General features: G+C 71.9%; 27 protein-coding genes. 13 read left to right on the forward strand and 14 right to left on the reverse strand.

From position 1 onward, the window contains the following. Positions 1 to 38: 38 nt before the first annotated feature. From ACZ6CZ_RS06260 to ACZ6CZ_RS06270, 3 genes are read left to right on the forward strand one after another with little or no spacing between them, the layout of a single operon-like run. On the forward strand, positions 39 to 4,199 hold the full coding sequence (locus ACZ6CZ_RS06260) for a SpoIIE family protein phosphatase (protein WP_469015498.1): 4,161 nt from the start codon (positions 39 to 41) through the stop codon (positions 4,197 to 4,199). Then, on the forward strand, positions 4,199 to 4,492 hold the full coding sequence (locus ACZ6CZ_RS06265) for an STAS domain-containing protein (protein ID WP_469015500.1): 294 nt from the start codon (positions 4,199 to 4,201) through the stop codon (positions 4,490 to 4,492). The genes ACZ6CZ_RS06260 and ACZ6CZ_RS06265 overlap by 1 nt, the downstream gene beginning before the upstream one ends. Positions 4,493 to 4,505: 13 nt before the next feature. Then, positions 4,506 to 4,688 (forward strand): STAS domain-containing protein, encoded by a 183-nt coding sequence (locus tag ACZ6CZ_RS06270; protein ID WP_469016573.1) that lies wholly within the window; start codon positions 4,506 to 4,508, stop codon positions 4,686 to 4,688. A 30-nt stretch (positions 4,689 to 4,718) separates the two neighbouring features. Here ACZ6CZ_RS06270 and ACZ6CZ_RS06275 read toward each other — a convergent pair whose 3' ends face one another. The 4 genes from ACZ6CZ_RS06275 to ACZ6CZ_RS06290 form a co-directional block, all read right to left on the reverse strand. Beyond that, positions 4,719 to 5,165 carry a MarR family transcriptional regulator gene (locus ACZ6CZ_RS06275; protein WP_469015503.1) on the reverse strand — a complete coding sequence of 149 codons (447 nt, stop codon included), beginning with the start codon at positions 5,163 to 5,165 and terminating at the stop codon, positions 4,719 to 4,721. A gap of 66 nt (positions 5,166 to 5,231) precedes the next feature. Continuing rightward, positions 5,232 to 6,407 carry an FAD-dependent oxidoreductase gene (locus ACZ6CZ_RS06280; RefSeq protein ID WP_469015506.1) on the reverse strand — a complete coding sequence of 392 codons (1,176 nt, stop codon included), beginning with the start codon at positions 6,405 to 6,407 and terminating at the stop codon, positions 5,232 to 5,234. A gap of 150 nt (positions 6,408 to 6,557) precedes the next feature. Next, positions 6,558 to 7,253, reverse strand: coding sequence for a TetR/AcrR family transcriptional regulator (locus ACZ6CZ_RS06285; RefSeq protein WP_469015509.1), 696 nt, complete (start codon positions 7,251 to 7,253; stop codon positions 6,558 to 6,560). Between the two features lie 119 nt (positions 7,254 to 7,372). Next, positions 7,373 to 8,389 carry a zinc-dependent alcohol dehydrogenase family protein gene (locus ACZ6CZ_RS06290; protein WP_469015512.1) on the reverse strand — a complete coding sequence of 339 codons (1,017 nt, stop codon included), beginning with the start codon at positions 8,387 to 8,389 and terminating at the stop codon, positions 7,373 to 7,375. Between the two features lie 361 nt (positions 8,390 to 8,750). On the opposite strand from ACZ6CZ_RS06290, the gene ACZ6CZ_RS06295 reads away from it, so the two are divergent. After that, the gene (locus ACZ6CZ_RS06295) at positions 8,751 to 9,479 is read left to right on the forward strand and encodes an SDR family NAD(P)-dependent oxidoreductase (protein WP_469015515.1); all 729 of its coding nucleotides are present in this window, start codon (positions 8,751 to 8,753) and stop codon (positions 9,477 to 9,479) included. A 27-nt stretch (positions 9,480 to 9,506) separates the two neighbouring features. Here ACZ6CZ_RS06295 and ACZ6CZ_RS06300 read toward each other — a convergent pair whose 3' ends face one another. Continuing rightward, a complete protein-coding gene (locus tag ACZ6CZ_RS06300; protein WP_469015518.1) occupies positions 9,507 to 9,962 on the reverse strand; it encodes a tellurite resistance TerB family protein in 456 nt (151 codons plus the stop codon). Positions 9,963 to 10,276: 314 nt separating this feature from the next. Further along, positions 10,277 to 10,450 (reverse strand): CsbD family protein, encoded by a 174-nt coding sequence (locus ACZ6CZ_RS06305; RefSeq protein ID WP_469015521.1) that lies wholly within the window; start codon positions 10,448 to 10,450, stop codon positions 10,277 to 10,279. A gap of 139 nt (positions 10,451 to 10,589) precedes the next feature. On the opposite strand from ACZ6CZ_RS06305, the gene ACZ6CZ_RS06310 reads away from it, so the two are divergent. Next, positions 10,590 to 10,760 (forward strand): DUF5670 family protein, encoded by a 171-nt coding sequence (locus ACZ6CZ_RS06310; protein WP_469015524.1) that lies wholly within the window; start codon positions 10,590 to 10,592, stop codon positions 10,758 to 10,760. Between the two features lie 189 nt (positions 10,761 to 10,949). On the opposite strand, the gene ACZ6CZ_RS06315 is transcribed toward ACZ6CZ_RS06310, so the two are convergent. After that, the gene (locus ACZ6CZ_RS06315) at positions 10,950 to 11,216 is read right to left on the reverse strand and encodes a hypothetical protein (protein ID WP_469015526.1); all 267 of its coding nucleotides are present in this window, start codon (positions 11,214 to 11,216) and stop codon (positions 10,950 to 10,952) included. Between the two features lie 660 nt (positions 11,217 to 11,876). Here ACZ6CZ_RS06315 and ACZ6CZ_RS06320 point away from each other — a divergent pair. Next, positions 11,877 to 12,140, forward strand: a complete 264-nt coding sequence (locus ACZ6CZ_RS06320) for a hypothetical protein (RefSeq protein ID WP_469015529.1) — start codon at positions 11,877 to 11,879, stop codon at positions 12,138 to 12,140. Positions 12,141 to 12,170: 30 nt separating this feature from the next. Here ACZ6CZ_RS06320 and ACZ6CZ_RS06325 read toward each other — a convergent pair whose 3' ends face one another. Continuing rightward, positions 12,171 to 12,854, reverse strand: coding sequence for a hemerythrin domain-containing protein (locus ACZ6CZ_RS06325; RefSeq protein ID WP_469015531.1), 684 nt, complete (start codon positions 12,852 to 12,854; stop codon positions 12,171 to 12,173). A gap of 317 nt (positions 12,855 to 13,171) precedes the next feature. On the opposite strand from ACZ6CZ_RS06325, the gene ACZ6CZ_RS06330 reads away from it, so the two are divergent. Further along, a complete protein-coding gene (locus ACZ6CZ_RS06330; protein ID WP_469015534.1) occupies positions 13,172 to 14,407 on the forward strand; it encodes a glycosyltransferase in 1,236 nt (411 codons plus the stop codon). Positions 14,408 to 14,466: 59 nt separating this feature from the next. Here ACZ6CZ_RS06330 and ACZ6CZ_RS06335 read toward each other — a convergent pair whose 3' ends face one another. The 3 genes from ACZ6CZ_RS06335 to ACZ6CZ_RS06345 form a co-directional block, all read right to left on the reverse strand. After that, on the reverse strand, positions 14,467 to 15,678 hold the full coding sequence (locus tag ACZ6CZ_RS06335) for an NAD(P)/FAD-dependent oxidoreductase (protein WP_469015536.1): 1,212 nt from the start codon (positions 15,676 to 15,678) through the stop codon (positions 14,467 to 14,469). 93 nt (positions 15,679 to 15,771) lie between these two features. After that, positions 15,772 to 16,716: an RNA polymerase sigma-70 factor gene (locus tag ACZ6CZ_RS06340; RefSeq protein ID WP_469015538.1), complete on the reverse strand. Its 945-nt coding sequence runs from the start codon at positions 16,714 to 16,716 to the stop codon at positions 15,772 to 15,774. A 65-nt stretch (positions 16,717 to 16,781) separates the two neighbouring features. After that, entirely contained in the window at positions 16,782 to 17,990 is a 1,209-nt protein-coding gene (locus tag ACZ6CZ_RS06345; protein WP_469015541.1) for a phospholipase D-like domain-containing protein, read from the reverse strand. 339 nt (positions 17,991 to 18,329) lie between these two features. Here ACZ6CZ_RS06345 and ACZ6CZ_RS06350 point away from each other — a divergent pair, with 339 nt between their 5' ends. Then, positions 18,330 to 19,157, forward strand: coding sequence for a methyltransferase domain-containing protein (locus ACZ6CZ_RS06350; protein ID WP_469015544.1), 828 nt, complete (start codon positions 18,330 to 18,332; stop codon positions 19,155 to 19,157). A gap of 102 nt (positions 19,158 to 19,259) precedes the next feature. Here ACZ6CZ_RS06350 and ACZ6CZ_RS06355 read toward each other — a convergent pair whose 3' ends face one another. Continuing rightward, positions 19,260 to 19,433, reverse strand: a complete 174-nt coding sequence (locus tag ACZ6CZ_RS06355; protein WP_469015547.1) for a CsbD family protein — start codon at positions 19,431 to 19,433, stop codon at positions 19,260 to 19,262. Positions 19,434 to 19,678: 245 nt separating this feature from the next. Here ACZ6CZ_RS06355 and ACZ6CZ_RS06360 point away from each other — a divergent pair, with 245 nt between their 5' ends. Next, positions 19,679 to 19,849: a hydrophobic protein gene (locus tag ACZ6CZ_RS06360; RefSeq protein ID WP_469015550.1), complete on the forward strand. Its 171-nt coding sequence runs from the start codon at positions 19,679 to 19,681 to the stop codon at positions 19,847 to 19,849. 109 nt (positions 19,850 to 19,958) lie between these two features. Here the strand turns inward: ACZ6CZ_RS06360 and ACZ6CZ_RS06365 are convergent, their stop codons facing one another. Both ACZ6CZ_RS06365 and ACZ6CZ_RS06370 read right to left on the reverse strand, forming a co-directional pair. Beyond that, positions 19,959 to 20,117 (reverse strand): hypothetical protein, encoded by a 159-nt coding sequence (locus ACZ6CZ_RS06365; protein ID WP_469015553.1) that lies wholly within the window; start codon positions 20,115 to 20,117, stop codon positions 19,959 to 19,961. A gap of 11 nt (positions 20,118 to 20,128) precedes the next feature. Then, complete coding sequence (locus tag ACZ6CZ_RS06370) at positions 20,129 to 20,791, reverse strand: hypothetical protein (protein ID WP_469015556.1); 663 nt, start codon at positions 20,789 to 20,791, stop codon at positions 20,129 to 20,131. Positions 20,792 to 21,072: 281 nt separating this feature from the next. Between ACZ6CZ_RS06370 and ACZ6CZ_RS06375 the strand changes: the two genes are divergently transcribed. From ACZ6CZ_RS06375 to ACZ6CZ_RS06390, 4 genes are all read left to right on the forward strand, one after another. After that, positions 21,073 to 24,084 (forward strand): carbohydrate binding domain-containing protein, encoded by a 3,012-nt coding sequence (locus ACZ6CZ_RS06375; protein ID WP_469015558.1) that lies wholly within the window; start codon positions 21,073 to 21,075, stop codon positions 24,082 to 24,084. Between the two features lie 129 nt (positions 24,085 to 24,213). Next, entirely contained in the window at positions 24,214 to 25,098 is an 885-nt protein-coding gene (locus ACZ6CZ_RS06380; protein ID WP_469015561.1) for a hypothetical protein, read from the forward strand. Between the two features lie 69 nt (positions 25,099 to 25,167). Next, a complete protein-coding gene (locus ACZ6CZ_RS06385; RefSeq protein ID WP_469015563.1) occupies positions 25,168 to 25,884 on the forward strand; it encodes a hypothetical protein in 717 nt (238 codons plus the stop codon). Positions 25,885 to 25,888: 4 nt separating this feature from the next. Next, positions 25,889 to 26,329, forward strand: coding sequence for an NUDIX domain-containing protein (locus ACZ6CZ_RS06390; RefSeq protein WP_469015565.1), 441 nt, complete (start codon positions 25,889 to 25,891; stop codon positions 26,327 to 26,329). Positions 26,330 to 26,375: the final 46 nt, after the last annotated feature.

A 26,375-nucleotide genomic window follows, 5' to 3' on the forward strand; every position in this document is an offset into this window, starting at 1 on the left:
GCGTGCGGCGGATCGCCGAGTGGACGGAAGGGTGTCGTGTGGCAGTTCCCGAGAAGGAGTACGAACCGGTGACCGCGGCACGCGTCGACGTGTTCGCCGGCGACCCGGAGATCGGCCGGGACCTGGCCGCGGTCGACTGGACGGCGACCCCGCTCGGAGCACCGTCGTCCTGGCCCCAGAGCCTGCAGACGGCCGTGAGCATCCTGCTGTCCTCCCGTTTCCCGATGTGGATGGCCTGGGGCCCGGAGCTGACCTTCTTCTGCAACGCCGCGTACCGCCGCGACACCCTGGGCCGCAAGTACCCGTGGGCGCTGGGCCGCCCGGCCAGTGAGGTCTGGGCGGAGATCTGGGACGACATCGGTCCCCGCATCGACACGGTGCTCGCCGGCGGTGAGGCGACCTGGGACGAGGCGCTGCTGCTCTTCCTGGAGCGCTCCGGCTACAGCGAGGAGACCTACCACACCTTCTCCTACAGCCCGCTGCGCGACGACTCCGGCTCGGTGGTCGGCATGCTCTGCGTGGTCAGTGAGGACACCGAGCGGGTCATCGGTGAGCGCCGGATGGCCACGCTGCGCGATCTCGGCTCCGACCCCAGTGTGATCCGCACCGAGCAGGAGGTGCTGGACTTCGCCGGCCGCCAGCTCGCCCGCAACAACAAGGACCTCCCCTTCACGCTGACCTATCTGTTCCAGGAGGACGGCTCGGCCCGGCTGGCCGGCACCACCGGCCTGCCCGCCGGCCACCCGGCCGCGGTCCCGGTCGTCGGCGCCCACGACCCGGACGCGCCGTGGCCGGTGTCCGTGCTGGCCGGTGGCGACGCCGCGCTGGTCGCCCTCGACGGCGCGGCGTTCACCGGCCTGCCGACCGGGGACTGGGGGCAGCCGCCCCGGCAGGCGCTGGCCGTGCCGCTGCTTCAGCAGGGCAACGCCCCCTACGGCTTCCTGGTGACCGCGCTCAACCGGTACCGCCTCCTGGACGACGGCTACCGCGGCTTCGTGGAGCTGACCGCGGGCCACCTCGCGTCCGGCATCGGCAGCGCCCGCAGCTACGAGACGCAGCAGCAGCGGGCCGAGGAACTTGCCGAGCTGGACCGGGCCAAGACCACCTTCTTCTCCAACATCAGCCACGAGTTCCGCACCCCCTTGACGCTGATCATGGGGCCGGTGGAGGAGCTGCGGGCCCGGCTGACGGACGATGCCCGTGCCCAGGAGGAACTGGACGCCATCCACCGCAACGGCCTGCGGCTGAGCAAGCTGGTCAACACCCTGCTGGACTTCTCCCGCATCGAGGCCGGCCGGATGCGGGCCAGCTACCAGCCCGTCGACCTGGCCGCCGTCACGACCGAACTGGCCGGCGTCTTCCGCTCCGCCATCGACAAGGCCGGGCTGGCCTTCCACGTCGACTGCCGTCCGCTCGGGCAGCCGGTGCACGTCGACCGCGACCTGTGGGAGAAGGTGATCCTCAACCTGCTCAGCAACGCGCTGAAGTTCACCTTCGACGGCTCCGTCAGCGTCACCGTCGAGCAGGACGGCGGTCACGCGGTCGTCACCGTCGCCGACACCGGCATCGGGGTGGCGGCCGCGGAGATGCCCCGTCTGTTCGAACGCTTCCACCGCATCGAGTCGGCCCGCTCCCGCTCCAACGAGGGCAGCGGCATCGGCCTCGCCCTGGTCCGGGAGCTGGTCGGCCTGCACGGCGGCACCATCACGGCCGCCAGCACCGAGGGCGAGGGCACCCGCTTCACCATCCGGCTGCCCTTCGGCACCGCCCACCTGCCCGCGGAGGCGCTCGCGCCGGCCGCGGACACCCGCGGCGCGTCGCCGTCCACCGACCCCTACGTGCAGGAGGCGCTGCGCTGGCTGGCGCCCGACGACCGCGCCGGGCAGGAGCCCGCCGGGCGGCCGGCCGACGGCGCCGCAGCGGACCACTCCGCCGGGCCCGGGGTGACGGCGCGGGTGCTGATCGCCGACGACAACGCCGACATGCGGGAGTACCTCAGCCGCATCCTGCGCGACGCCGGCTACCACGTGGAGGCGGTCACCGACGGCCGGGAAGCCCTGGACGTCATCCACCGGGACGCCCCCGACCTGGTCATCAGCGACGTCATGATGCCCCGCCTGGACGGCCTGCAACTGGTGGCCGCGCTGCGCGGCGACGCCCGCACGGTCTCGGTGCCCGTCCTGCTGCTGTCCGCCCGGGCCGGACAGGAGGCCTCCATCGAGGGCCTCGACGCCGGCGCCGACGACTACCTGGTCAAGCCGTTCGCCGCCGCCGAACTCCTCGCCCGGGTCCGGGCCAACCTGGGACTGGCCAGGCTGCGCACCCACCACGCCCGGTGGCGCACCGCGCTGGTCGACTCCCTCCAGGAGGCCTTCTTCGTCTGCGACGAGGACGGCGCCGTCATCGAGATCAACGGCGGGTTCACCGACATCCTCGGCTACGGCCCCGACGGACTGCCCTACGCGCCGATCCACCCGTGGTGGCCGGACGCCGACACCGACCCCGAAGCACACCGGCAGGTCGCCGAGGCCTTCGACCAGCTGATGGAGGACCCGGAGGGCACCTACACCGTCCCGGTCACCCACCGGGACGGGCACCGCGTGTGGGTGACCGCCGCTTTCGCGCACGTCCAGGACCCCGACACGGGGCGCCGCGTGACGGTCGGCACGTTCCGCGACACCACCACCGAGCACTACGCCATCCAGCGCCAGCGCGCCCTGGCGTCGCTGAGCACCCGCCTGTCCCGCGCCACCAGTCTGCCCGACGCGGTCTCCGGCGCCCTGGACGAACTGAAGGACCTGTGGCGCGCCCGGTGCGTGCTCGCCGCCGTCTTCCGGGGCGGCGACGAACCGGACCTCACGGCCACGGACGCCTCCCGCTGGGGCGGCCTGCCCGCCGAGCAGCGGCAGGCGGTCATGGACGTACGGCAGCGGCCCGCGCTCACCCCGGTGCCGTACCGCACCGGCGCCGGCATCGCCGTCGAGCACCCCGACGGGCCGATGGTGGTGTGGCTCGACCTGGGGGAGCGGCGGCCGTTCACCGAGGAGGACCAGCTGCTGCTGTCGCTGCTGGCCGGCCACCTCGCCCAGGGCGTGACCCGCGCCCACCAGATCGACCAGCAGCGCGAGACCGCCATCGCCCTCCAGCGGGCCATCCTCGGCCCCTCCACCCTGCCCGGCGGCTTCGCCGTCCGCTACGAGCCGGCCACCCGGCCGCTGGAGGTGGGCGGCGACTGGTACGACATCATCGCGCTGCCCGACGGCCGTATCGGCATCGTCGTCGGCGACTGCGTCGGCCGTGGTCTGCAGGCCGCCACCGTCATGGGACAACTGCGCAGCGCCTGCCGCGCCCTGCTGCTGCGCGACGACAGTCCCGCCCAGGCGCTGATGGCACTGGACCACTTCGCCGCCACCGTCCCCGGCGCACTGTGCACCACCGTCTTCTGCGGGGTCCTCGACCCGGAGACCGGCCGCCTGGCCTACTCCAGCGCAGGGCACCCGCCGGGCATCGTCGCGCATCCCGACGGCACCACCCGCCTGCTGGACGAGGGGCGGTCCATCCCCCTCGCGGTGCGCCCCGGCCGGGAACGCTCCGAGGCCGAGTACGTCGTGCCCGCCCGCGGCACGCTGCTGCTGTACACCGACGGGCTCGTCGAACGCCGGCGCCGCCCCCTGACCGTCGGCATCGACCTGGCCGGCGAGGCGGTCCAGGACGGCCGGGACATGGCCGTCGAGGACCTCGCCGGCCGGGTGATGACCCGGCTGGCCCCCGCCGACGGCTACGACGACGACGTCGCCCTGCTCCTCTACCGCCGCCCGGGCCCGCTGGAGGTGTCCTTCCCCGCCGAGGCCACCCAGCTCTCGCCGGTGCGCAGGACGCTGCGCGGCTGGCTCGAGCAGTGCGAGCTTCCCGCGCAGACCGTGCAGAACATCATGGTCGCGGCCGGCGAGGCCTGTGCCAACGCCATCGAGCACGGGCACCGGGACGCCCGCGGCGGAACGGTCCGGCTGCGCGTCGAGGCGTTCGTCCGGGACCTGCGGCTCACCGTCACGGACAGCGGCCGCTGGAAGGACCCGCAGCCCGAGCTGAACACCCACCGGGGGCGCGGCATCACGTTGATGCGCGCCCTGATGCAGGAGGTCACCATCACTCCCGGCAGCGCCGGCACCACCGTCGACATGCATACGAGGATCGCCTGATGACCACCCAGCTCACCCTCACGCACGGTCGGCGCCCGGACGGGACCGCGCAGCTAGCGGCCGTCGGTGAGATCGACATGAGCAACTTCGCCGCACTGGCCGACGCCCTGGACACGACACCGGGCCCGCTGGTCCTCGACCTGACCGGCGTCGAGTACCTGGACAGCGCCGGCCTGAGCGTGCTGTTCGCCCACGCCGACCGCCTCGAACTGGTCGCCACCCCGGTGCTGGCGCCCGTCCTCACCGTCTCCGGGCTCACCGACCTGACCACGGTGCACGGCCTGGGCTCCTGACCGCCTGCTCGTACTGAACCTGTCCGGCCTCACCTTCTGCGACTCCGCCGGTCTCTGCACCCTGCTGGGCATCCGCCAGACCCTGCCCCTCACGGGGATCGAGGTGCGGTTCACCGAGGCGGGCGCCGTCGTCCGGGACGCCGCCGGCCGGGCCGGCCTGACCGGACATCTGGGCCTGGAGGACGGCACCACGTGACCGGGCGCGGACCCCGGGGCCCCGGCCGCCTCAGGCCCCGGCCAGCTCGGCGTCGGCGCGCCGGGTGACCAGGGCCACCACGCGGCCCGCGACCGCCAGGTCCTCGGCCGGGATCCCGGCGTACAGCCGCGCGGAGATCGCCGCGCCCTCCGCGGAGGTCCGCTCGTGGAGCTCCCGTCCGGCGTCCGTGAGCCGTAGACGGGACGCGTCCGCCGCATCCCGTTCCAGCAGCTTTGCTGCCGTCAGCTCCTCGATCACGCCGAGCACGACGGACTCGCTCGTCTTCAGCGAGCCGGTGACGTCGGCCACGAGTGCGTCACGGCCGGGGGACCCGCCCGCGGCCACGACGGCCCGGAGGGTGACGCTCTGGTGGAAGGTGGCGCCGTGCCGGGCCAGCACGACTTCCAGGAGGGCGCGTGCGGCGTTGTGCGCCAAGGCGAGGGACCGGCCGTCGAGCGCAGGTGCGGTGGTGGTCATGACTGCTCCTTCTCGTTCTCGCTGCGGGATCTCACGAGAAACAGTACATGGACACTATGTACATGGCTAGTATTGCTCGGCGGCCATCACCGCTCCGCCTGCCGCATCGGCTCGCATCGACGTGAAGAACTGGACCATCCGCTCCAGGCCGTGCTCGCCGAACATGGTCTCGAGGCTCTCGGCGGACTCGGCGGCGGTCGCCGCGCTGCGCGGGAAGAGTGCCTCCTCGTACGCGGTCAGGGCGGCCTCCCGGTCACCGGGATGGGCCGCGATCGCCCGGCCAAGTTCGGCGCCGTCGAGCATCGCCAGGTTGGCGCCCTCCCCGGCGAAGGGGGACATCAGGTGGGCGGCGTCGCCGAGCAGGGTCACGCCCGGGACGCGGTCCCAGCGGTGCCCGACCGGCAGGGCGTGGATGCGGCGCGGGACGAGCGCGCCGTCGGCGTCGGCGACCAGGCCGCGCAGGCCGTCGTTCCAGCCGTCGAGGTGGGACAGCACGGCGGCCTTGGCGGCGGCGACGTCGTCGAAGTCGACCGAGTCCAGCCACCCCTCGCCGACCCGCAGCGCGGTGTAGACGTGCAGGCTGCCGTCGGTCTCCCGGTGGGCGAGCAGGCCGCGCCGATCGCCCAGGCAGAGGAAGAACCCGCCGCCGACGAGGGCGGCGGAGCGCGGGTGGCGGGTGTCGGCGTCCAGCAGGTCGGTCTCGACGAAGGAGATGCCCGTGTAGGCGGGCTCGGCGGGCGACAGCAGCGGCCGTACGCGTGACCAGGCGCCGTCGGCGCCGATGAGGAGGTCGGTGGTGATGGTGGTCGCGTCGGCGAAGGTGACCTCGTGGCGTCCGTCGCCCAGGGGACGGGCGCCGGTGGCCTTCTTGCCCCAGCGGATCGTGCCGGCCGGGAGGGAGCCGAGGAGCAGGGCGCGCAGGTCTCCCCGGTCCACTTCGGGACGGCCGCCGGTGTCGTCGTCCTCCTCGCGGACGTGCACGGTGCCGTCCGGGCCGAGCAGGCGCATCGCCTGACCGCCCTCGTGGACGATCCCGCGGAAGCCCTCGTAGAGGCCGGCGGCGTGGAGCGCCCGCTGGCCGTTGCTCTCGTGGATGTCGAGCATGCCTCCCTGGGTGCGGACCTCGGCCGAGGCCTCCAGGTCGAAGACGGCCGCCTCGATGCCGTTGACGTGCAGCACGCGGGCCGCGGTGAGGCCGCCGAGGCCCGCGCCGATGATCGCGACGGGGTGGTGGGTGGTCATCCGTTCCTCCAGGAGTGTGCCGTGCAGCGGAACGGACCCGCCCCGCTCGGACACCCGAAGCGTAACGAACATGTTCGCTACGAACAAGTTCGTCCTTGGGGTCGCGTGACCGGGGAGCGAGGGCGGTGAGGGTGGGCGTACGGGGGTCGGTCAGCTGCCGGTGGCGGGGACGGGGGTGTGCACGATGCCGTTGATCAGGACGTCGAAGCCCCAGGCGAGCCGGTCCTCGGTGCGGCCCGTGAGCAGGGCGGGCATGTGTGCCTTGATCATCGGAAGGGTGGCCTCGTCCGCGGCGTGCACGGCCCCGGCGAGGGCGTCCCAGTCCTCTTGGTACGCCGGGTCCTGTTCCTGCGTCGCGTGCTCCGCGGCGGTGGCCGTCGCGTACTGGAGCAGCTTGTCGACTCCCCAGGCGACCTGCTCCCGGGCCGCGCCGCTGCGGGAGAGCAGGCCGAGGACGCGGTCCAGCAGCCGGAGGTAGTGCTCCCCGCTGGGACGGGCCACCAGGGCGGAGCGTGCCAGCTGCGGGTGCGCGAACAGGACGCGGGTGTACGAGGTCAGCACCGCGACCAGCTGCTCCCGCCAGCCGGTCTCCGCGTCCTCGGCGCTCAGGTCGACCTCGCCCAGGAGCGCGTCGAGGACGGCGGCGTGCAGCTCGGCGGTGTTGGCGACGTAGACGTACAGCGACGCCGGACCGGTGTCCAGTTCCTGCGCCAGGCGGCGCATGGTGACCTTCTCCAGCCCCTCCGCGCGCATGATCCGCACGGCGGCGTCCACGATGCCCCGCCGGGTCAGGGCGGGCTTGGCGGGGCGCTCACGGCGGCTGACCGGTTCTCTCCTGGCAGGCATCCCACGATCGTAACGAACGCGTTCGTCATGCGATCAGGGTCCTGCACCCGCGCTCTCCCTCCACCTCGCCCAGGGTGACGGTCTCACCGACGAAGGCGTCCAGGTCGATGCCGGCAGGGTCAGGGCTTGAGGAGTGCCTTGATGGCGCGGCGCTCGTCCATGGCCCGGTAGCCCTCGGCGACCTGCTCCAGCGGCAGGGTCAGGTCGAAGACCTTGCCCGGGTCGATGCGGCCCGACAGGACACGCTCGATCAGATCGGGCAGGTAACGGCGCACGGGCGCGGGTCCGCCGCGCAAGCCGACGTGGGAGAAGAACAGCTCCTGGCCGTCGATGCGCACCTCGTGGGGGACGCCGACGAAGCCGACGTTGCCGCCCGGCCGTGCCGAGCGCAGCGCCTGCTGCATGGACTCGGCGGTGCCGACGCACTCCAGCACCGCGTCGGCACCGATCCCGTCGGTCAGGTCCTTGATCCGCGCGACACCCTCATCGCCACGCTCGGTGACGATGTCGGTCGCGCCGAACTCCCGGGCGAGCTTCTGCCGGGACTCGTGACGGCTCATCGCGATGATCCGCTCCGCGCCCCTCTCCTTCGCGGCGATCACCGCGCACAGGCCGACCGCGCCGTCACCGACCACCACGGCGGTGGACCCCGGCCCGACCTCGGCCGCGTCGGCGGCCCACCAGCCGGTGCCCATCACGTCCGAGACGGCCAGCAGGCCCGGCCAGAACTCCTCGCCCGGCACCTCGTCGGTGGCGACCAGGGTGCCCTGGGCGTTGGGTATACGCACGTAGTCGGCCTGGCAGGTGCTCATGAACTCGCGGTTGAGACAGTTGGCCTGGAAGCCGTTGCGGCAGTTCGCGCAGGTGTTGTCCGAGGTGGCGAACGAACCGACGACGAACTGGCCCGGCTTCACCGCGGTGACCTCGCTGCCGACCTCCTCCACGAAACCGACGTACTCGTGGCCCATCGGGTGGGCCTCCTCGGTCGCGTCCAGCCCGCGCCAGGGCCACAGGTCGGAGCCGCACACGCAGGTGACGGCCGTGCGGATGATCGCATCGGTGGGGTTGAGGATCTTCGGGTCGTCCAGGGTCTCGAAGCGGACGTCGCCGGGGGCGTGGATCACTGCTCCGCGCATGAGGTGCTTCCTTACGTCTGGGGGCGGACCGCTGGTACGGGTGCGGCCGGGCCGGGCCGCTCCCGCCCGCCCGCGGGTGGGTACCGGGCGTCCGAGGGCCGTCGCGCCGTCCTCGGCACGCGCCCCGGACGGGCACGCCCCGCACCGGGCGCGTCGTGCCGCGGCGGAGAGTGCCACGCCCTCCAGGTAACCCTTTTTCCGCGATGGCAACGAGTCATCGACGACAGGTGTACCGCTGGTACACCGCTGACGCGTCCCGCCCGCCGCGAGCAGGCCGTACGGTCGAGGTACGGACAGGCCCGCGTGCGGACGGGTGGACGCCGCACCGCCGCCACCGGACGAACGACTGGAGGATGTGCTCGTGAGCCGCATTCTGGTGACGGGTTCCGCGGACGGCCTCGGGCGAGCCGCCGCGCAGGCCCTGCTGTCCACGGGCCACGCCGTCGTGGTGCACGCCCGGAACGAGGAGCGGGCGACCGCCCTGGACGCACTGGTCGAACGCGGGGCGGAGCTGGTCGTCGGCGACTTCACGCGGCCGGAGGCCGTACGGCGCGTCGCCGCCGAGCTGAACGGCACCGGGCCGCTGGACGCGGTCATCCACAACGCCGGCGTGTACCGGGGGCCCGCGGTCATGCCGGTCAACATCGTCGCGCCGTACCTGCTCACAGCCCTGCTCGGCGGGGTGTGCCGACTGGTGTACCTGAGCAGCGGCTCGCACTACAGCGGCCACCCCTCACTCGACGGGGTCGACTGGCGCGGCCGGCACGCGGGCTCGTACGCCGACAGCAAGCTCTACGTCACGGCGCTGGCGGCGGCGGTGGCCCGGCTGCGCCCCGGCCTGCTGAGCAACGCCGTTGACCCGGGCTGGGTGCCGACCAGGATGGGCGGACCAGGCGCACCGGACGATCTCGAACTGGGCCACCGGACTCAGGAGTGGCTCGTCACCAGTACCGCCCCCGAGGCACTGACCAGCGGCGGTTACTGGTATCACCAGCAACTGCGGCAGCCCCACCCCGCGGTCCACGACGAGGCGTTCCAGGACCGTCTTCTGCGGACGCTGGCCGAGGAGACGGGCACGGCACTCGACTGACCGCCGCGTGTGCGACCGGGCGCGGCCTCAGAGATCGAACTCGTGGGGCGGCAGGTCGAGGGTGAAGCACGCTTCCCGCACCACGGCCTGCTCGGTCTTGTCGAAGTCGCCGTCGGCGCCGCCGATGACGATGCCGATCTGGATGACGGCACGGGCCTCGGCGGGCTTCTTCTTCGCCTTGGCGACCTCCTGCAACACGCTGACCTTGCCGAAGTCGAAGTCGGCCGTCAGCTTGTCGAGGTTGGCGTCGAAGCGCTTCTGGAGGTCGGTGGCGTCGAAGTTCTGCAACACCTCGTTGGTGGCGATCAGCTGGGCCACGCGGCGCCGCTCGGTCGGATCGATGCTGCCGTCGGCGGCGGCGACGAGGGCGCACATCGCCATGCTCGCGTCGCGGAAGGCACCGCTCTTGAGGTCGTTCTTCTTCGCCACCAGCTGCGTCTGCATCTGGGAAGCGGAATCCTTGATGCGGTCCCACAGGGCCATGAGCACTCCTTGCGATCGGCCGGGAGCCCGCCCCGCCCCTACGACGGCCCGGCGCCCCCTCGACATCTACAGCACCGTGGGAACTAGCGAGGCGGGGGATAAGTTCCGACCGGATCACGGATGTTCACCCCTAGTTCGAACCCCGTCCCGCCACCAAAGGCCGCACCCGGGCCGCCCGCTCCGATGCCCGGACGCGCGAAGGGCCTTCCGGGAACGAATCCGGGAAGGCCCTTCGGCAATTGCGCGATGTCAGTGGGGCCATTCGACACACCGGCCATTCGGTGGGCCGGAATATCCGGCGGACACCGGTCGCGTCAGTGCTTGAACGCGTCCTTGGTCTTTTCCTTGGCCTCTCGGGCGTCCCCCGTGCTCTTCTGGGCCTGACCCTCCGCGGCCATGCGGTCGTTGCCGACGGCGCTTCCGATGGCCTCCTTGGCCTTGCCCTCGGCCTGCTCGGTCTTCGCCTTGGCCTTCTCGCTGGCAGTCATGGAACGCGCCTCCTCGTCGTGTCTGTTCCGCTGTTGCGGTATTGGCCTCCTGCCCCGGCTTTCTGCGCACAAACAAAGCGCGGTTCCGTGCATGAGCGGGGAAACGCAGGGCAGACGCCGGTGCAGGAGGTCGATAACTATGGTTCCCCTGCTTCTGGTTCTGCTTCTCGCCGTGATCCTTTTCGGCGCCGGCTTCGCGGTCAACATTCTCTGGTGGATCGCCGTCGTCGTTCTGGTGCTGTGGCTGCTGGGCTTCGTCATGCGCTCCACGAACGCGGGCGGCAGCCGCGGCCGCTGGTACCGATGGTGATGACGTCGCGGTGATGACGGTGATGACGGTGATGACGACGAGCTGAGATCCGGCTCGAGAACGTATCGCGTGCGCAGGGTCCGGCCGGTGAACGGCCGGGCCCTGCGCACGTGTCGGGGGGAGGGAGGGGAGCGGGCGATCGCCGGGTACCGGAAGCGACCGGTCGCCGTCACTGCCCGTCGGTACGGTTCAGTTGTCCGAGGCCGTGGCCGAACTCGTGGCCTGCCGGGACGGGTTGGTCGTCCATTCCTTTCTCATCGCCGGATATGAGCGCTCCATCATCTGGTGCGCGAAGGAGGCCATACATGGCGCGCAGTGGCGGGCGTTGTGGGACGTCCCGGTGTGTGTGGTGTCGCCGAGTGCCTGCCCGCACAGGGCGGCCAGTGCCTTCCTGGCGATGATGTGCCACACCACGGTGGTGCCGAGTTCATCGGGTCCGGGGCGCATCTCGTACATCGCGGACCTCCTTGCGAGGAATGCTGTACATGGTCCAGAAGACCTCACCCAGGTGGAGCACACCGTCCGGCGCGGGCCATTCGGGTGATGGCCCCGGCATATGCGGGCCCCGGGGCGGGTCGGCCGCTCCTCCGGATGCATGATCACCGCTCGGTGCCTACCGTCGAAGGCGTGCACGGGACGGGCGGAGCGGCCACCGCGAGGAGGCCGCAGGCCCGGGGCCGGCGGACGAGCGTCCGTGGGCCGTGCGTGCGCCGACGTCGGCCCGGCCGAACGAGTCCGTGACGGTTCCCGCCGCCCGCTGGGCGTGCCTGTCCCACCGGGCTCGGTCCGGGCTCATCTGGCGGGAGGTAGTCCATGGGTTCAGCTCGGCGCAGACGGCGTGCGGCCGCGGCCGCCAGGCGGTCCGGAGGGAAGGGGAGCGTCCACCGTGGCCGAACAGCGCGCGCACGCCCTGTCCGGGATCTGCCCCCGGGGAAGCGGTCCGCGCGGGCACGCCCCGCCGCGCCGCCCGCGGAAATCGGCGTCCTGGACCTGGCCGCCGTCCCACGTGCCCAGCGCACACGGGAGGATCAGTCGCCGGCCGCGACGATCCGTGCCCCGTACGTCCGGGAGACGCGCTGTCGCATAGCGCGGATCAACGGCCGGTCCCTGACGGCGATGAGCTTCCTGCTGCTGCTCGGCCTCGGCACCGCTGTCATGGCCGTGCTCGCCGTCGTCTGGTCCGTGTGGAGTCTCGTGGACCCCGATTGGCTGTCCCCGAACCCGGGACTGCTGTTCGTCGGTGCCTTGGTGATGCTGGGCGTGCTGCTGGGAACAGCGGTGGCCGCGCTGGCCGCCCGAATCTGCACCGTGTCGTCGCGACGCTTCGGCGGCGTACGGCTGACGCTCGACGACGACGTCGCCGAGGAGGACCTGCCCTGAGGCCGGCGCCGGGCGGGCAGGCCGCCGGCGTCACCGCCGCTGCCGGCGTCGGACGGCGCTCCCCGCCAGGACGATCGCGGCCGCGGCGGCGACACCGGCGACGATCAGGGCGGTACGCCGTCCGGTCGCGTCGGTGGCCGGCAGGAGGTCGCGCACCCGGTCGTAGGCGCTGAGGGGGAGGCCGCTGAGCGCGTTGCCCGGCGGGCGACGGGAGACGCCGGGGTGCGGGTGCGTGGGTGCGGTCGCCCGGACCGCTTCCCAGGCCGTGCCGATCCGCCGCAGCTGCCGGTCACTGAACGCGGCGCGCAGACAGGGCAGGAGTTCGTCCTCCTCGTCGCGGATGTCCTGCGAGATCAGGTCGAACGCCTCCCGGACCCACTCCTCCCGCCGGGCGTCGTCCGGAACCCGCTCCACCTGCGCGATCAGCTCGTTGATCGCCTGGTGCTCCTCCTCAACGCGCGCGGTGAGTCCCTCGCCCTCGGGGCACACGCGGCGCAGCACGGGCCACAGCACGGTCTCCTCGGCGAACGCGTGGCTGAACACCAGCTGCACGATGTCCTGCCACGTCCCCTTCCGCTGCCCGGGCGCCTCGCGGGCGTCGCGGTAGCGGCTCATCATGGCGCCGAGTTCGGCGTGGTCGCGGCGCTGGCGGACGAGGATGCTGCCGGCGCCGCCGAGTGCCGCGAAGTCCAGCTCGGTGATCGAGGCCGTCATGTGGGGTCATCTCCTTCGAACCCGCCGCGGTCGGTCGTGGTGCGCCCGCAGGCCGGGTCCCGAGTCCCCCGTCGGCGGCTGTTTCCACCCGCTGCCGGCCGCTGATCCGCGAAACACGGACGAGGCCCGGCCGCAGCGGCGGCGAGGAGACAAGCGAAGGCAGGGAGAGGAGGGAGGAGACACAAGCAAAGGCAGGGAGATCGGTTCTCCCCGCCACTGACAAGCTATAGCGCACAGGGGGGCTTGCGGCAAGGCCCCCGTCGTACCCCAAGATGGGCGGCCGAGACCAGGACCTGCGGATATGGGGGATTCACGACATGCGTGTGGTGTTGTCGACGTGGGGATCGCGCGGGGACGTCGAGCCGCTCGCGGCGCTTTCGCTGCGGTTGCGCGAACTCGGCGCGGAGGTACGGGTGTGCGCGCCGCCCGACGAGGAGTTCGTGGCGCTGCTGGCCGGTGTCGGCGTGGAACTGATCCCGCTCGGTCCGTCGGTGCGCTCGCTGGTGACCGGGGAGCGGCCGCCGACGGGGCGGGACGCGTTCCAGCTCGCGCCCGCGCTGGTCGCCGCGCGGTTCGAGACGCTCGGCGCCGCGGCCCAGGGGAGCGGCGCACTCCTCACGACCGGTCTGATGCCCGCGGGCGCCCGTTCGGTCGCCGAGAAGCTGGGCATCGCGTACGTCTGCGCCTGCTTCCATCCCTTCGGACTGCCCTCGCGGCACTTCCGCCCGTCGGCGCGGCCCGGCACGCCGTCCCCGGCGGACGAGACCGACCTCGAGGTGCTGTGGGAGCAGGACGCCCAGCGGGTGAACGCGCTGTACGCGGAGTCGCTCAACCGGCACCGGGCGGCGCTCGGTCTGCCCCCGGTGGACAACGTCCGCGACCACGTCCTCACCGGCCGGCCGTGGCTCGCGGCGGACCCGGTGCTGGCCCCGTGGGAGAAGATGACGGAGCTGGACCTCGTGCAGACCGGGGCGTGGCTCCTGCCGGACGAACGCCCGCTCCCGGACGGCCTCGAGGCGTTCCTGGACGACGGTGAGCCACCGGTGTACGTGGGCTTCGGCAGCATGGCCGCGCACCTGTCGAAGGACCTCGCCGAGGTGGCCGTCGAGGCGGTCCGCGCGCGGGGGCGCCGGGTGGTGCTCGCCCGTGGCTGGGCCGGTCTGGCCCCGGCCGACGAGCGGGACGACTGCTTCGTCGTCGGCGAGGTCAACCACCAGGCGCTGTTCCCCCGCGTGGCCGCCGTCGTGCACCACGGCGGCGCGGGCACCACGACGACGGCCGCCCGGGCCGGCGCCCCGCAGGTGATCGTCCCGCAGATCGTGGACCAGCCGCACTGGGCCGCCCGCGTGGCGGAACTGGGGATCGGCGCGGCGCACGACGGTCCGGTCCCGACCTCAGGATCCCTGTCGGCCGTGCTCGCCACCGCCCTCACCCCCGAGGCCCGGGCGCGGGCAAGGGCAGTGGCCGGCACCATCCGCACCGACGGGGCGACGGTCGCGGCCAAGCTCCTGCTGGACCTGGCCGCCGGGGAGGGCCGACCCGGACCGGCCTGACCACCGCCATGGCGCCGGCCACCCCGCCCGTCACGTCGTCGCTTCCGGCCGTCGCCGCTTCAGGCCGCCGTCTCGGCCGGCGCGGCCGGTGCCGGGGCCGGCTGCCCGACGACGCGGCGGCGGCGGGTGGGGAGGCCGAGCGTCGGGTTGGCGACGGACCAGGCCGCGCCCTTGCAGATCAGCTCCTTGTAGACGGCGGCCGGGCGGCCGGTCAGCGCGTGACGGACCGCGCGGTCGTCGGCGGTGACGTACTGGATCAGGCCGTCCCGGCGGCCCAGCGAGACGCACTGGTTGAAGTAGCGCGGGGTCACCTCCGGGAGCTTGCCGCCGGTCAGGCGCGCCGCGATGGCGTCGGCTGCCTGCCAGGCCATCGGGGTGCCCGTGGCGCAGGACATCCGCAGCGGCTTGTCGCCGGGGCCCATGGCCAGGGCCGCGTCGCCGACGGCGTAGACGTCCGGGTGGGAGACCGAGCGCATGGTCCCGTCGACCACGATCCGGCCCGAGTCGGTGACCTCCAGGGCGCTGGCCCTGGCGATCGGGTGGACGGCGAAGCCGGTCGTCCACACGGTGACCGCGGCCGGGAGGGACGCGCCGTCGGCGGTCACCACCCGGTCGGCCTCGACCGCGGTGACGGCGGTGTGCTCGTGCGCGGTGATGCCGAGCTGGCCGAACACCTCGCGCACGTGCCGCCGGCCCTTGGGCGAGAGCCAGTCGCCGAGGGCGCCGCGGGCGGCGAGGGCGACGTCGAGGTCCGGGCGGGCCTCGGCGATCTCGGTCGCGGCCTCCAGGCCGGTGAGGCCGCCGCCGACCACGACAACGGGCCGGCCGGCGTCCAGCCGGGCCAGGCGCTCGCGCAGCCGGAGCGCCCCGGGGCGGCCGGCGACGTCGTCGGCGTGCTCGGCCACGCCGGGGACGCCCTGGTCGTCCCAGCGGCTGCCGAGCGCGTACACGAGGGTGTCGTACGGCAGTTCCCGCGCTGCCTCCGCCGTGCCGTGCGCCGCTTCGACGGTCACCGTCCTGCGGTCCACGTCCACGGCGGTGACCCGCCCGATCCGCACCTCGACGCCGGTGCCCGCGAACATCTCGGCGAGGGGCCGGGGCGTGAGGTCCTGACCGGCCGCGACCTGGTGCAGCCGCACGCGCTCGACGAAGTCCGGCTCGGCGTTGACCAGCGTGATGGCGACGTCCTCGGGGCGCAGCCGCTTGGCGAGGCGGCCCGCGGCGACGGTCCCGGCGTATCCGGCTCCCAGGACGATGATGCGGTGCTGCATTGCGTGGCTCCTGTCTGTGGTGGGCTCGCCCCTTGAACCGGACGGCCCACCGTTTCCTGACAGGACGGCGATGTGACGTGCCTCACATGCAGGTCAGAGGGTGATGAGCACCGGGTCGCCGTGGTCACCGGCCGCCCACCGCGCGGTCGCGCGTTCGAGCTTGTCGGGGTTGACCTGGTTGCGGAGCACCGCGATGCCCTCGGCGGTGATCTCCAGGCACATGACGCCGATGACCCGGCCGCCGACGACCACCACCACCGCGGGCCCGCCGTTGGCGGTGGCGGTGTACACCTCGGCCGACCCGCCGAACATGGCCAGCTTGGCCCTGCTCGGCTTGAACAGGCCGCGCAGGAACTTCGCGACCGCGACGCCGCCCTCGACCGCCCTGGCACGGGCCGGCACCTTCCCGCCGCCGTCACCGATGGAGACGGCGTCCTGGGTGAGCAGCTGGACGAGAGGTTCGGTACGGCCGCTGGTGGCGGCCGCGAGGAACTCCTCGACGACCCGCCGGGCCGCGGCCGCGTCGATCTCCGCCCGGGCCCTGCCCTCGGCGACGTGCTTCTTGGCGCGGTGGAAGATCTGCTGGCTGGCGGCCTCGGTCAGGTCCAGGATCTCGGCGATCTCCCGGTGCGGACAGCCGAAGGCCTCCCGCAGCACGTACACCGCCCGCTCACCGGGGGACAGCCGCTCCAGTACGGCCATGACCGCGTACGACACCGATTCGCGCTGTTCCGCGGTCTCGGCCGGGCCGAGCATCGGGTCACCGGCGAGCAGCGGCTCGGGAAGCCACTGGCCCACGTAGGTCTCGCGCCGCGCCCGGGCGGAGGTGAGCTGGTTCAGGCACAGGTTGGTGAGGACCTTCGTCAGCCAGGCCTCGGGGACCTCGACGCGGGCGACGTCGGCCGCCTGCCAGCGCAGGAACGTCTCCTGCACGGCGTCCTCGGCCTCGCTCGCGGAACCGAGCATGCGGTAGGCGATGGCCTCCAGGCGGGGCCTGCACGCCTCGAACCGGTCCACGTCGCTCGCAGTCAGGGCCATGGCCGCGATCTTAGCCCCGGCGGTACGCGGCTCGTCCGGGCGGTCCCGCGGTGGCCGCCCGCTCCTCAGAGGAAACGACGGACGGGGATGACGGCCGCTTCCTTGACGCGCTGGGGCAGCGGGCGCCGGCTCCAGCGGTTCAGGTCGATCTCCACGCTGCGCTCGAGGTCCGCGTCGAAGTCGCGGTCGAGCTCGGCGGTGAACGTCTCGTCCAGGACGGCGAGCATGACCTCCTCGTCGTGGTCCATGGAGCGGCGGTTGAAGTTGGTCGAGCCGATGAGCGAGGCGACCGAGTCCACCGTGATGATCTTGGCGTGCATCATGGTCGGCTGGTACTGCCGGATGTGCACGCCCGCGCGCAGCAGCCGCGCGTAGTGGTGCTGCCCGGCGAGCTGGCAGGCACGCTGGTCGGTGTGGCGTCCGGGGAGCAGGATCTCGACGTGCACCCCGCGCTCGGCGGTGCGGCACAGCAGGTCGATGAAGTACGTGTCCGGGGCGAAGTAGGCGGTGGCGAGGCGGAACCGCTCCTCGGCCGAGGTCAGCATGACCCGGATGAGGGTCTGCATGTCCTGCCAGCCGATGCTGGCCGAGCCGCGCACCACCTGCACCACCGACGAGCCCGCCTGAGCGTGTTCGGTGAACCGGTCGCGGTGGTCGAAGAGTTCGTCGTGGCACTCGGCCCAGTTCTGCGCGAACGCGGCGGCGACACCGTCGACGGCCGGTCCGCGGACCTGGACGTGGGTGTCCCGCCACTCGCCGGGGTTGCGGGCGTCGCCGCACCACTCCTCCGCGATGCCGACACCGCCGGTGAACGCGGTGTGCTCGTCGACGATCAGGGCCTTGCGGTGGCAGCGGTGGTTCTGCTTGAACGGCGACAGGCGCACGGGCTTGCGGAACCACGCCACCTGCACGCCCGCCGTGTCCATCAGGTGCAGCAGGTCCTGTTCGATCTGCCGGGCGCCGAAACCGTCGAGCAGCAGCCGCACCCGCACCCCGGCACGGGCGCGGTCGGCGAGCGCGGCGGCGAACTCGCGGGCTATCTCACCGCGCCAGTACACGAAGGTCATCATGTCGATGGTGTACCGAGCCGAACGGATCGCCCCGAGCATCGCGGGGAAGATCTCGTCGCCGTTGCGCAGCGGGACGAGGTCGTTGCCCTCGGTGGCGGCCACCCCGATCAGTCGCTCCAGACGGCGGCGCAGCCGCTGCTTGCGGGCCGACGCGTCGAATCTGTCACCCTGGTCCGGGGCTTCCGGTACGGTCTCGAGGATCACGCCGCAACTCCTTCTGCACATATAACGCTTCGCCGGGCGCCGGTCCGGCCTGTACAAGCGCATGCCCGGCGGTCACCGCCTCACTCTCGCACCCGGACGGGCGCGCCCCACCATCGGCGGCCGCGGTGACGCCGGACACCGGGGCGCGCGTACCGCTGCGCCGATCGGCGCAGGCGCGGCGCGCCTCGGCCGCGCGGGCGGTCCCCGGTGGAGGATCGGTGGGGCGACGGCCCGGGACGGGGCCGCCCGGCACCGCCCCACCGCGTGAAGAGGTCCGGCCATGAGACTGCCCGACGCGTACGCAGCACCCGGCCGCACCGGGACAGTACCGGGGCCGAGGTGAGCGCCGGTCCGCGCGGGGACACGGCGGACGGCGGCCGCTACGGCGAGGCCGTCTTCCGCCCCGAGCAGGCGGGCGAGGGCGAGCGGATCGACCTCGGCGCCCTGGCCTACGACGACCTCACCATTGCGCGGTTGCGGGCGCTCGGCGTCGGCCCGGGGTGGCGGTGCCTCGACGTGGGCGCCGGGACGGGCACCGTCTCCCGGCGGCTGCTGGAGGAGGCCGGGGTGGCGAGCGTCCTCGCCGTGGACCGCGACGTGCGGTTCCTGCGCGAGCGGCCCGTCGCCGGCCTCGAGGTGCTGGAGGCCGACATCACCGCCCCGGACGGCGTCCCCGGCCGGTTCGGGCTCGTCCACGCGCGCTTCGTGCTGATGCACCTGCCCGACCCCGGGCGCCTGATCGCGGCCCTGGCCGAACGCGTCGCGCCCGGCGGTGTGCTGGTGCTCAGCGACGCGGTCGACCTGACGAGCGACCGGACGCCGGACACGCCCTACACCGTGGCGATGCGGGCGATGTGGCAGGGCCTGCGCGACAGCATCGGGACCGATGTCTCCTGGGTGCCGTCGTACCCGCACCTGCTGCGCGCCGCGGGGCTCGCGCCCGTCGCCGCGGAGATGCATGTGCCGCCGCTGCTGCCGGGCAGTGCCATCAGCCGCTTCTGGGCGGACACCTGGGAGCGGAGCAGGGCGGCGATGGTCGCCACCGGCCTGGTCGACGAGGCGGCCGTCGACGCGGCGGTGCGCTATCTGGATTCCGGTGAATGCGCCGCGCTGTCGGCAGGGATGCTCACGGCGTGGGGACGCAGACCCGGGGACGGCCCGCGCTGACCCGCCGACGCGGACGCGGGCGGCCACCCCGGCATGCGCCGGGGGGCGGACCTTCGCAAGGAAGGTCCGCCCCCCGGGAACGGTTCGGGTGCTCCTCGCCGGTCAGTGCCGGCCGGTGTCCTTGACCTTCTCCTTGGCCTCCCGGGCCCGGCCCGCGACCTCGGCGGCGTGGCCCTTGGCGACCAGCTTCTTGTTGCCGGTGGCGCGGCCGGCTGCCTGGGCGGCCTTGCCGACTGCCTGTTCGGCCTTGGCACGGGCCTTCTCGCTGGCGGACATGCAGCTCACCATCCTCTGTTGCCGGCATCAGGTGCTGGGGGAGCGGATGACCCCTCACGGCGGTGGTAAACACCGGGCGGCGGGGCGCGGTTGCCGGTTCACGGCCCCGGCGTCAGGCCGATGCGGCGGGGCGGACGCCGGTGTCGCGGGACGCGCTCATGCCCTGCAACTGGGGGAAGTAACCCGCGTTTTGTGGGCTTGTAGGGCTGAAGTAAGGGCATCCGGTGGTCAGGAGGTTGATGACTATGGTTCCCGTGCTTCTGGTTCTTCTGCTGGCCCTGGTCCTCTTCGGTGCGGGCTTCGCGCTGAAGGCGCTGTGGTGGGTCGCGGTGATCGTCCTGGCCGTGTGGCTGCTGGGCTTTGTGGTGCGGCCCGCGGGCAGCGGCGGCCGCAGGGGTCGCTGGTACCGCTGGTAGGCGCGGACGTCTCAGTGACGACGCCGCGCTGAACGCGGAAGTGGGGCCCGGCCGAGTGCGGCCGGGCCCCACTCGCGCGTGAGCGGACAGGCGCCGCCGGGCGGCGGGTCTACCGCACCTGGCGGTACCAGCGCCGGCAGAAGGCCGGCGCCGGTGAGGCGGCCTGGTCCGGGAAGAACCCGATCACGTCGGAGCGCCGGACCGGCAGCCGCCGCCCGTCGCGCGGGCCCACCGCCGTGATGAGGGCGGATACCTCGATCAGCTGCATGGACGGGCACCCTACGGCCTGGCCCCGCCCGCCCCCCGACCGGTGCCGAGGAACACCGTCGTCGTGACCCGGGTGAGGGCGGGCCTCGCGGGCACGGAGCCGAACCCGAAGCGCACCGGTGGTTCGACGGGTGCCAGTCCGCCGAGGTCGAAGCCGTCGAAGGTGGCCCGCGCCGTGAGGATGCGCCGCAGGTCCTGTGCCCCGTAGTACTCCTCGCGGCCGCCGCCCGCGCTGCCGCGCGTACGCACCCCGGGCAGCACCCGAGCGGCGATCCGGTCGGTCAGCGCGCTCCACGCCGGCCGGCGGGCGATCACGGGGGGCACGGCGCGCAGCAGGTAGCCCAGCGGCGGTCGCGGGCCGGTGGTGAACTCCAGCCGGAGCGGACCCGCGGTGACGTTCCAGGTGCGGTCGGCGACCTCGACGTCGACCGGGACGAGGCGCGTGGTGTCGAACGTGTAGGTGCCGCTGACGAAGCTCACCGTCTCCTGGGTCGGGGCCAGCAGCAGCCGCTCCCCGCCGGTCCGTTCGAGCATCACGTCGCTGAAGGGGCCCAACGACGAGCGTGGCCAGTGCCCGAGGACGATGCGCCAGCCGGAGGAGGTGCCCAGGCCGGCGATCCAGCCGTCGAAGCGCAGGCAGGGCCGCCGCAGGGGCCTGATGTGGGTCCGGTTCATTCAGCCGTTCTTCCCTCCCGGACCGGCAGGCCACCGTCTCGTGTCCCAGGTTCCTCCCGACGTCTTTACGCCACTGTCATGTCCCGGTAGCTTCCCCGGTTGAAAGAACTTGCAGGAACTTACCGGTTCTTCTTCCAGCCGTACGCCGCCGGGCCCACCCCTTGCCCGCACGCGTACGCGCGCGCACGCGTGCCTCCGCCGGTACGTCCTCCGTGCCGTCCAGTTCAGCGCCTTCTCGCACACCACCCGCACGTCCGTCCCCGCACCCCACCGGGAGAGCCATGAGACGCACCCCGACACCGCCACCGAAGCGCACCCCCGTACGTCTGCTCCGCCGCCCGCTGGCCGCTGGTGCCACGGCGGCCGTGTTCCTCGGACTGCTGACGGGCACGAGTCCCGCGGAGCCCCGTCCGGCGTCGCTGCGCACCACCGCGGACACGGCGAACACCGCGACCGTCTTCTACTACACGAAGACCAAGAACTGGTCGTCCACGTACCTGCACTACGCCCCCGACGGCGGCGCCTGGACCACCGTCCCGGGCGCCCGGATGGAGACCGCCTGCACGGACTGGGTCAAGCGGACCGTCGACCTGGGCCCGGCCACCGGCCTGCAGGCCACCTTCAACAACGGCGGCGGCACCTGGGACAACAACGGCGGCAACAACTACGCCCTGGGCACCGGCACGATCACCGTCAAGGACGGCGTGATCGCCCACAGCGACCCGTGCGCCGGCACCGGCACCGGCACGGGATCCGGCAACGAGGCGACCGTCTACTACTCGACGGCCACCAGCGGCTGGACCACCGCCAACCTCCACTACGCCCCGGCCGGCGGCTCCTGGACCGCCGTCCCCGGCGCCGGCATGGAAGCCGCCTGCACCGGCTGGTGGAAGAAGAAGCTGGACATCGGCACGGCCACCTCCCTCAGGGCCGCGTTCAACAACGGCAACGGCGTCTGGGACAACAACAACGGCTCCGACTACACCCTCCCGGCCGGCACCACGACGGTGAAGGACCGGACGATCACCACCGGTGCCGCCGACCCGTGCGCGGCCCAGGCCCCGGACACCGAACCGCCGACCGCGCCCGCCAAGGTCACGGCGAGTGCCGCCAACACCTCGGTCGTGGTGCGCTGGGACGCCGCCACCGACAACAAGGGCGTGGCGAAGTACCAGGTCACCCGCAGCGGCGGCACCAAGGGGACGACCGTCACGGACGTCGGCTCGACGGTGTTCTCGGACACCGGACTGGAGGAGAGGACGACCTACACCTACCGGGTCAAGGCCGTCGACGCGGCCGGCAACACCTCACCCGCCTCGGCCGCGGCCACCGCGACCACCGGGGAGAAGGCCGCGGCCCCGGCGGCCGGCACCCCGCTGGGCACCGACCCGCGCAAGGACCCGATCTACTTCGTCCTCACCGCCCGCTTCTACGACGGCGACAGCTCCAACAACCGCGGCGGCAGCCAGCACGCCAAGTCGGGCAACGCGGCCAACGGCGACCCCATGTTCCGGGGCGACTTCAAGGGCCTGGTCGACAAGCTCGACTACATCAAGGCGCTCGGCTTCTCGGCCGTCTGGATCACCCCGGTCGTCCTCAACCGCTCGGACTACGACTACCACGGCTACCACGGCTACGACTTCTACCGGGTCGACCCCCGCCTGGAGTCGGCCGGCGCCTCCTACCAGGACCTGATCAACGCGGCCCACGCCAAGGGCATGAAGATCTACCAGGACGTCGTCTACAACCACAGCTCCCGCTGGGGCGCCAAGGGGCTGTTCACCCCGACCGTGTACGGAGTGAGGGACGCCCAGTGGAGCTGGTACTACGACGAGAAGAACGACGGCTTCGAGTACGACGGCCTGACCGTCGAACCCAAGTCGGGGAAGTCGTACTACAACGGCGACCTGTGGTCCACCGCCGAACCGACCGGCAACACCTGCGTCAACTGGGGCAAGCCCACCGGCGGCCGGAGCGCCGAGGGCTACACCCTCTACAACTGCCAGTGGCCGAGCCCCACGTCGGGCATGTTCCCGAAGGCCTACTACCACCAGTGCTGGATCGGCAACTGGGAGGGTGAGGACTCCCGTTCCTGCTGGCTGCACGAAGACCTCGCCGACTTCGACACCGAGTCGACACCCGTGCAGAACTATCTGATCGGCGCCTACGACAAGTACATCGACATGGGCGTGGACGGCTTCCGCCTCGACACGGCGGTACACATCCCGCGCGTCACCTGGAACCGCCGCTTCCTGCCCGCCATCCAGGAACGCGTGACCCAGCGGTTCGGTGCGCGGGCGGCCCAGAACTTCTTCGTCTTCGGTGAGGTGGCCGCCTTCGTCAACGACAAGTGGAACCGCGGGTCGGTGAACCACTCGGCGCAGTTCTACACCTGGAAGGAACGCAAGGCGTACAGCGCGGACGACACCGCCGCGGCGCTCGAGCAGTACACCTACGAGGAACAGCTCGGCACCGGCAACCAGCCGACCTCCACCAACGCCTTCCTCACCGGCAACACCTACCACACCCCGGACCACAGCCAGTTCTCCGGCATGAACATCATCGACATGCGCATGCACATGAACTTCGGGGACGCGCCGAACGCCTACGACAACGGCAAGGACTCCGACGACAGCGTGAACGACGCCACCTACAACGTCGTCTACGTCGACAGCCACGACTACGGCCCCAACAAGTCCAGCACCCGCTACGCCGGAGGCACCGACGCCTGGGCCGAGAACATGGCCCTGATGTGGACCTTCCGCGGCATCCCGACCCTCTACTACGGCTCCGAGATCGAGTTCCAGGCCGGCAAGCAGATCGACTGCGGACCGACCTGCCCGCTGGCGAGCACCGGCCGGGCCTACTACGGTGACCACCTCGAAGGCACCGTCACCGCCTCGGAGTTCGGCACGGCGGACGCGGCGAGCGGCGCGGTCGCCACCACGCTCGCGCAGCCCCTGGTCAAGCACGTCCAGCGGCTCAACCAGATCCGCCGGGCCATCCCGGCCCTCCAGACGGGCCAGTACTCCACCGACGGCATCACCGGCCAGATGGCGTTCAAGCGCCGCTACACCAGCGGTGACACGGACAGCTTCGCCCTGGTCACCGTCACCGGGGGCGCCACCTTCACCGGAATCCCGAACGGCACCTACACGGACGCGGTCACGGGCGCGGTGAAGACCGTCACCAACGGCTCCCTGTCCGTCGCGGCGCCCGGCAAGGGCAATCTGCGGGTGTACGTACTGAACGGCCCCGGCAGGATCGGCACGGACGGTCCCTACCTGAAGTGACCGCGAGGCCCCCGGCCCGGAATTCCGTCCCGGGCCGGGGGCCTGTGCACCGAGCCGGTGCGGTCGGATTCACTGTCGCGGTCCGCGGCACCGGGCTAGGCTGACGCGCACGAACACAAGGGGGGTCTCGTGCGCGATCCGGCCGTTCGTCCCACTCTGGTCATCGTCGGGCTCAACAGAAGTGGCACCACAGCGCTGAGTCACGCATTCCTGAACCACCCGGAGACCGAACTGTTCAAGGATCCGGGGAAGTACGTCTTCGAGTCGACCGGCGTGGCGGACCACTCGCACTACTTCGAGCGGCCGCTCACGCCGGCCACCCGGGTGCGGGTCATCAAACACAGCATCGGCCAGTACACCCCGGAGTTGTGCACCATTCCGGTCTATCCCATGGGTGCCGAGCGCCCGGCCTTCCTGCGGAAGCTGCATCATGTCTTTCTCATCCGGCACCCACGGCTGATCTGGCAGTCCTGGCAGGACATGACGCGCTATCTGACGAGCACCACCGACGAAGTGGTCACCGGGCACTGGGTCCGTATCGTGCGCGACAAGGGGATACCCGTGGGCTGGGGCAGCTTGGGCCTGTTCCATCTCGCGATGTCCTATTTACAGGAGACGTTCGAATACATCCGCACCGTGGCGCCTTCGACGACCTATGTACTGGCGCACGAGGATCTCATGGACGAGACCAGGGCCGAGCGCCTGCTGGCCGGCGTCTGCGCGAGGCTGGGTATTCCGTACACCCGCGAGATGATCGACTGGCGGATCGCGTTCGGCGGTGACGCGGGCGGCCGGCTGCGGGACGGCTTCAATCGCCCACTGGATCACCCGGAGAGGCAGTACATCCACCGCAGCGTCCTGGCCAGCGAGGGTCTCGGGAAGGTGCCGGAGAAGGACCCCCGTGACCTGCCTCCCTGGCCGGACCGCGCGAGGGGCGAGGAGTTGGAGCGCATGTACGCCCTCATGCTCGAACACTCCCGGGGCAGGTACGGCCTGCTCCGGGGCGATGCGTGAGGCATTGTCCGTGGAAGCTGGGGGGCCTTGGTGCAGCACAGGTCGGCATTCGACAAGATCACTCTGGGCATGGCTGTCTTCGTGTCGGTCGCCATTTCGGTGCTGGACTTCACCGGGGCCATCGATGGACTCCCCTGGCTCAAGGAGAGGATCCCGGCGATGACGCTTCTCGTCGTGGGCGTCACCACCTTGAGCATCCTGGTCGACGGGGACCGCCTGATCCGGGTGGCCCGGGAGGCGAACAGGGAGGCGCAGGAGGAGCTGGCCGAGCGCCTGGCGGTCGACCCCGTCGGAATGAACGTGATGCGGAAGCTGAACGCCCGCTGGGACGAGCGGCAGGTGGAAATACAGCACTTCTTCAACGATATGGTAAGCATAAGAAGTGAAAGAGTTCTGCTCGAACAGTTGGCGCAGTATCAGAACGATTTCGCGGCCGGCGAGATGGTGGGCGGTTCCAGGAATCGATTTCCCTGGGACATCACGGTCGCCGCCATGGATCTGAGCGGGCGATTCTGTTACCATCCCAATCCGGCCATCCAAGGCACCCGCCCCAATCAAAGTCATCACCCGCGCATCCTGCGCGAGCGCAATGGTGAATGTTTCTGGGTGAACCAGTTCATCACGTCCCAATTGCGCAGCGCGCTGGGCACGGTTCAGGGCGACGACTTCAAGCACGACAGGCTCACCCGGGTGTACTACAGGTTCAACCGGCACCTGAACATGATCTGTGTGGTCGAATCCCATCTGGATGTGCTGTACCAGTTGCCCAGGCAAAGAGGCGCGTGACCCCGTGTCCCATTCGGTCGACGGAAGTGGCGGTCAGCCGGGGAAAGTCCAACTGGTCGCCGCACTCCTCATCCGCGACGAGCGGGTTCTGCTCTGCCACCGGGCTCCCACCCGGCGCTGGTACCCGGGCAGCTGGGATCTGGTGGGCGGCCATGTCGAGGACGGCGAAACGCCTCAGGACGCGCTGACCCGGGAGGTGCGGGAGGAACTGGGCATCGACATCGACCGGCCGACGGAACCACCCGTCGCGCACTTCACGACGGGCGATGCCGAGATGCGTATCTGGACGGTCCGGGACTGGGCCGGCCACCCGGTCAACGCCGCACCCCGGGAGCACGACGCCATCGGATGGTTCTCCCCGGGGGAGTTGGGCGAGCTGGGACTGGCCCATCCGCACTACGTCGACCTGATCGCGGCACTCGTGCGCTCCGGACAGCCCCGATGAGGGCGCGCGGGAACGTGCACACGAGCGCGCGTACCGGACGACGTGC

Source organism: Streptomyces sp. NPDC041135 (assembly GCF_055592085.1).

What these genes read in the sequence shown, in the direction of transcription:
- ACZ6CZ_RS06265 (WP_469015500.1), top strand. Translation starts at nt 4,199, where the DNA reads ATGACCACCCAGCTCACCCTCACGCACGGTCGGCGCCCGGACGGGACC.
- ACZ6CZ_RS06275 (WP_469015503.1), bottom strand. Translation starts at nt 5,165, where the DNA reads ATGACCACCACCGCACCTGCGCTCGACGGCCGGTCCCTCGCCTTGGCG.
- ACZ6CZ_RS06280 (WP_469015506.1), bottom strand. Translation starts at nt 6,407, where the DNA reads ATGACCACCCACCACCCCGTCGCGATCATCGGCGCGGGCCTCGGCGGC.
- ACZ6CZ_RS06285 (WP_469015509.1), bottom strand. Translation starts at nt 7,253, where the DNA reads ATGCCTGCCAGGAGAGAACCGGTCAGCCGCCGTGAGCGCCCCGCCAAG.
- ACZ6CZ_RS06290 (WP_469015512.1), bottom strand. Translation starts at nt 8,389, where the DNA reads ATGCGCGGAGCAGTGATCCACGCCCCCGGCGACGTCCGCTTCGAGACC.
- ACZ6CZ_RS06300 (WP_469015518.1), bottom strand. Translation starts at nt 9,962, where the DNA reads ATGGCCCTGTGGGACCGCATCAAGGATTCCGCTTCCCAGATGCAGACG.
- ACZ6CZ_RS06305 (WP_469015521.1), bottom strand. Translation starts at nt 10,450, where the DNA reads ATGACTGCCAGCGAGAAGGCCAAGGCGAAGACCGAGCAGGCCGAGGGC.
- ACZ6CZ_RS06310 (WP_469015524.1), top strand. Translation starts at nt 10,590, where the DNA reads ATGGTTCCCCTGCTTCTGGTTCTGCTTCTCGCCGTGATCCTTTTCGGC.
- ACZ6CZ_RS06315 (WP_469015526.1), bottom strand. Translation starts at nt 11,216, where the DNA reads ATGTACGAGATGCGCCCCGGACCCGATGAACTCGGCACCACCGTGGTG.
- ACZ6CZ_RS06320 (WP_469015529.1), top strand. Translation starts at nt 11,877, where the DNA reads ATGAGCTTCCTGCTGCTGCTCGGCCTCGGCACCGCTGTCATGGCCGTG.
- ACZ6CZ_RS06325 (WP_469015531.1), bottom strand. Translation starts at nt 12,854, where the DNA reads ATGACGGCCTCGATCACCGAGCTGGACTTCGCGGCACTCGGCGGCGCC.
- ACZ6CZ_RS06330 (WP_469015534.1), top strand. Translation starts at nt 13,172, where the DNA reads ATGCGTGTGGTGTTGTCGACGTGGGGATCGCGCGGGGACGTCGAGCCG.
- ACZ6CZ_RS06335 (WP_469015536.1), bottom strand. Translation starts at nt 15,678, where the DNA reads ATGCAGCACCGCATCATCGTCCTGGGAGCCGGATACGCCGGGACCGTC.
- ACZ6CZ_RS06340 (WP_469015538.1), bottom strand. Translation starts at nt 16,716, where the DNA reads ATGGCCCTGACTGCGAGCGACGTGGACCGGTTCGAGGCGTGCAGGCCC.
- ACZ6CZ_RS06355 (WP_469015547.1), bottom strand. Translation starts at nt 19,433, where the DNA reads ATGTCCGCCAGCGAGAAGGCCCGTGCCAAGGCCGAACAGGCAGTCGGC.
- ACZ6CZ_RS06360 (WP_469015550.1), top strand. Translation starts at nt 19,679, where the DNA reads ATGGTTCCCGTGCTTCTGGTTCTTCTGCTGGCCCTGGTCCTCTTCGGT.
- ACZ6CZ_RS06365 (WP_469015553.1), bottom strand. Translation starts at nt 20,117, where the DNA reads ATGCAGCTGATCGAGGTATCCGCCCTCATCACGGCGGTGGGCCCGCGC.
- ACZ6CZ_RS06370 (WP_469015556.1), bottom strand. Translation starts at nt 20,791, where the DNA reads ATGAACCGGACCCACATCAGGCCCCTGCGGCGGCCCTGCCTGCGCTTC.
- ACZ6CZ_RS06375 (WP_469015558.1), top strand. Translation starts at nt 21,073, where the DNA reads ATGAGACGCACCCCGACACCGCCACCGAAGCGCACCCCCGTACGTCTG.
- ACZ6CZ_RS06385 (WP_469015563.1), top strand. Translation starts at nt 25,168, where the DNA reads ATGGCTGTCTTCGTGTCGGTCGCCATTTCGGTGCTGGACTTCACCGGG.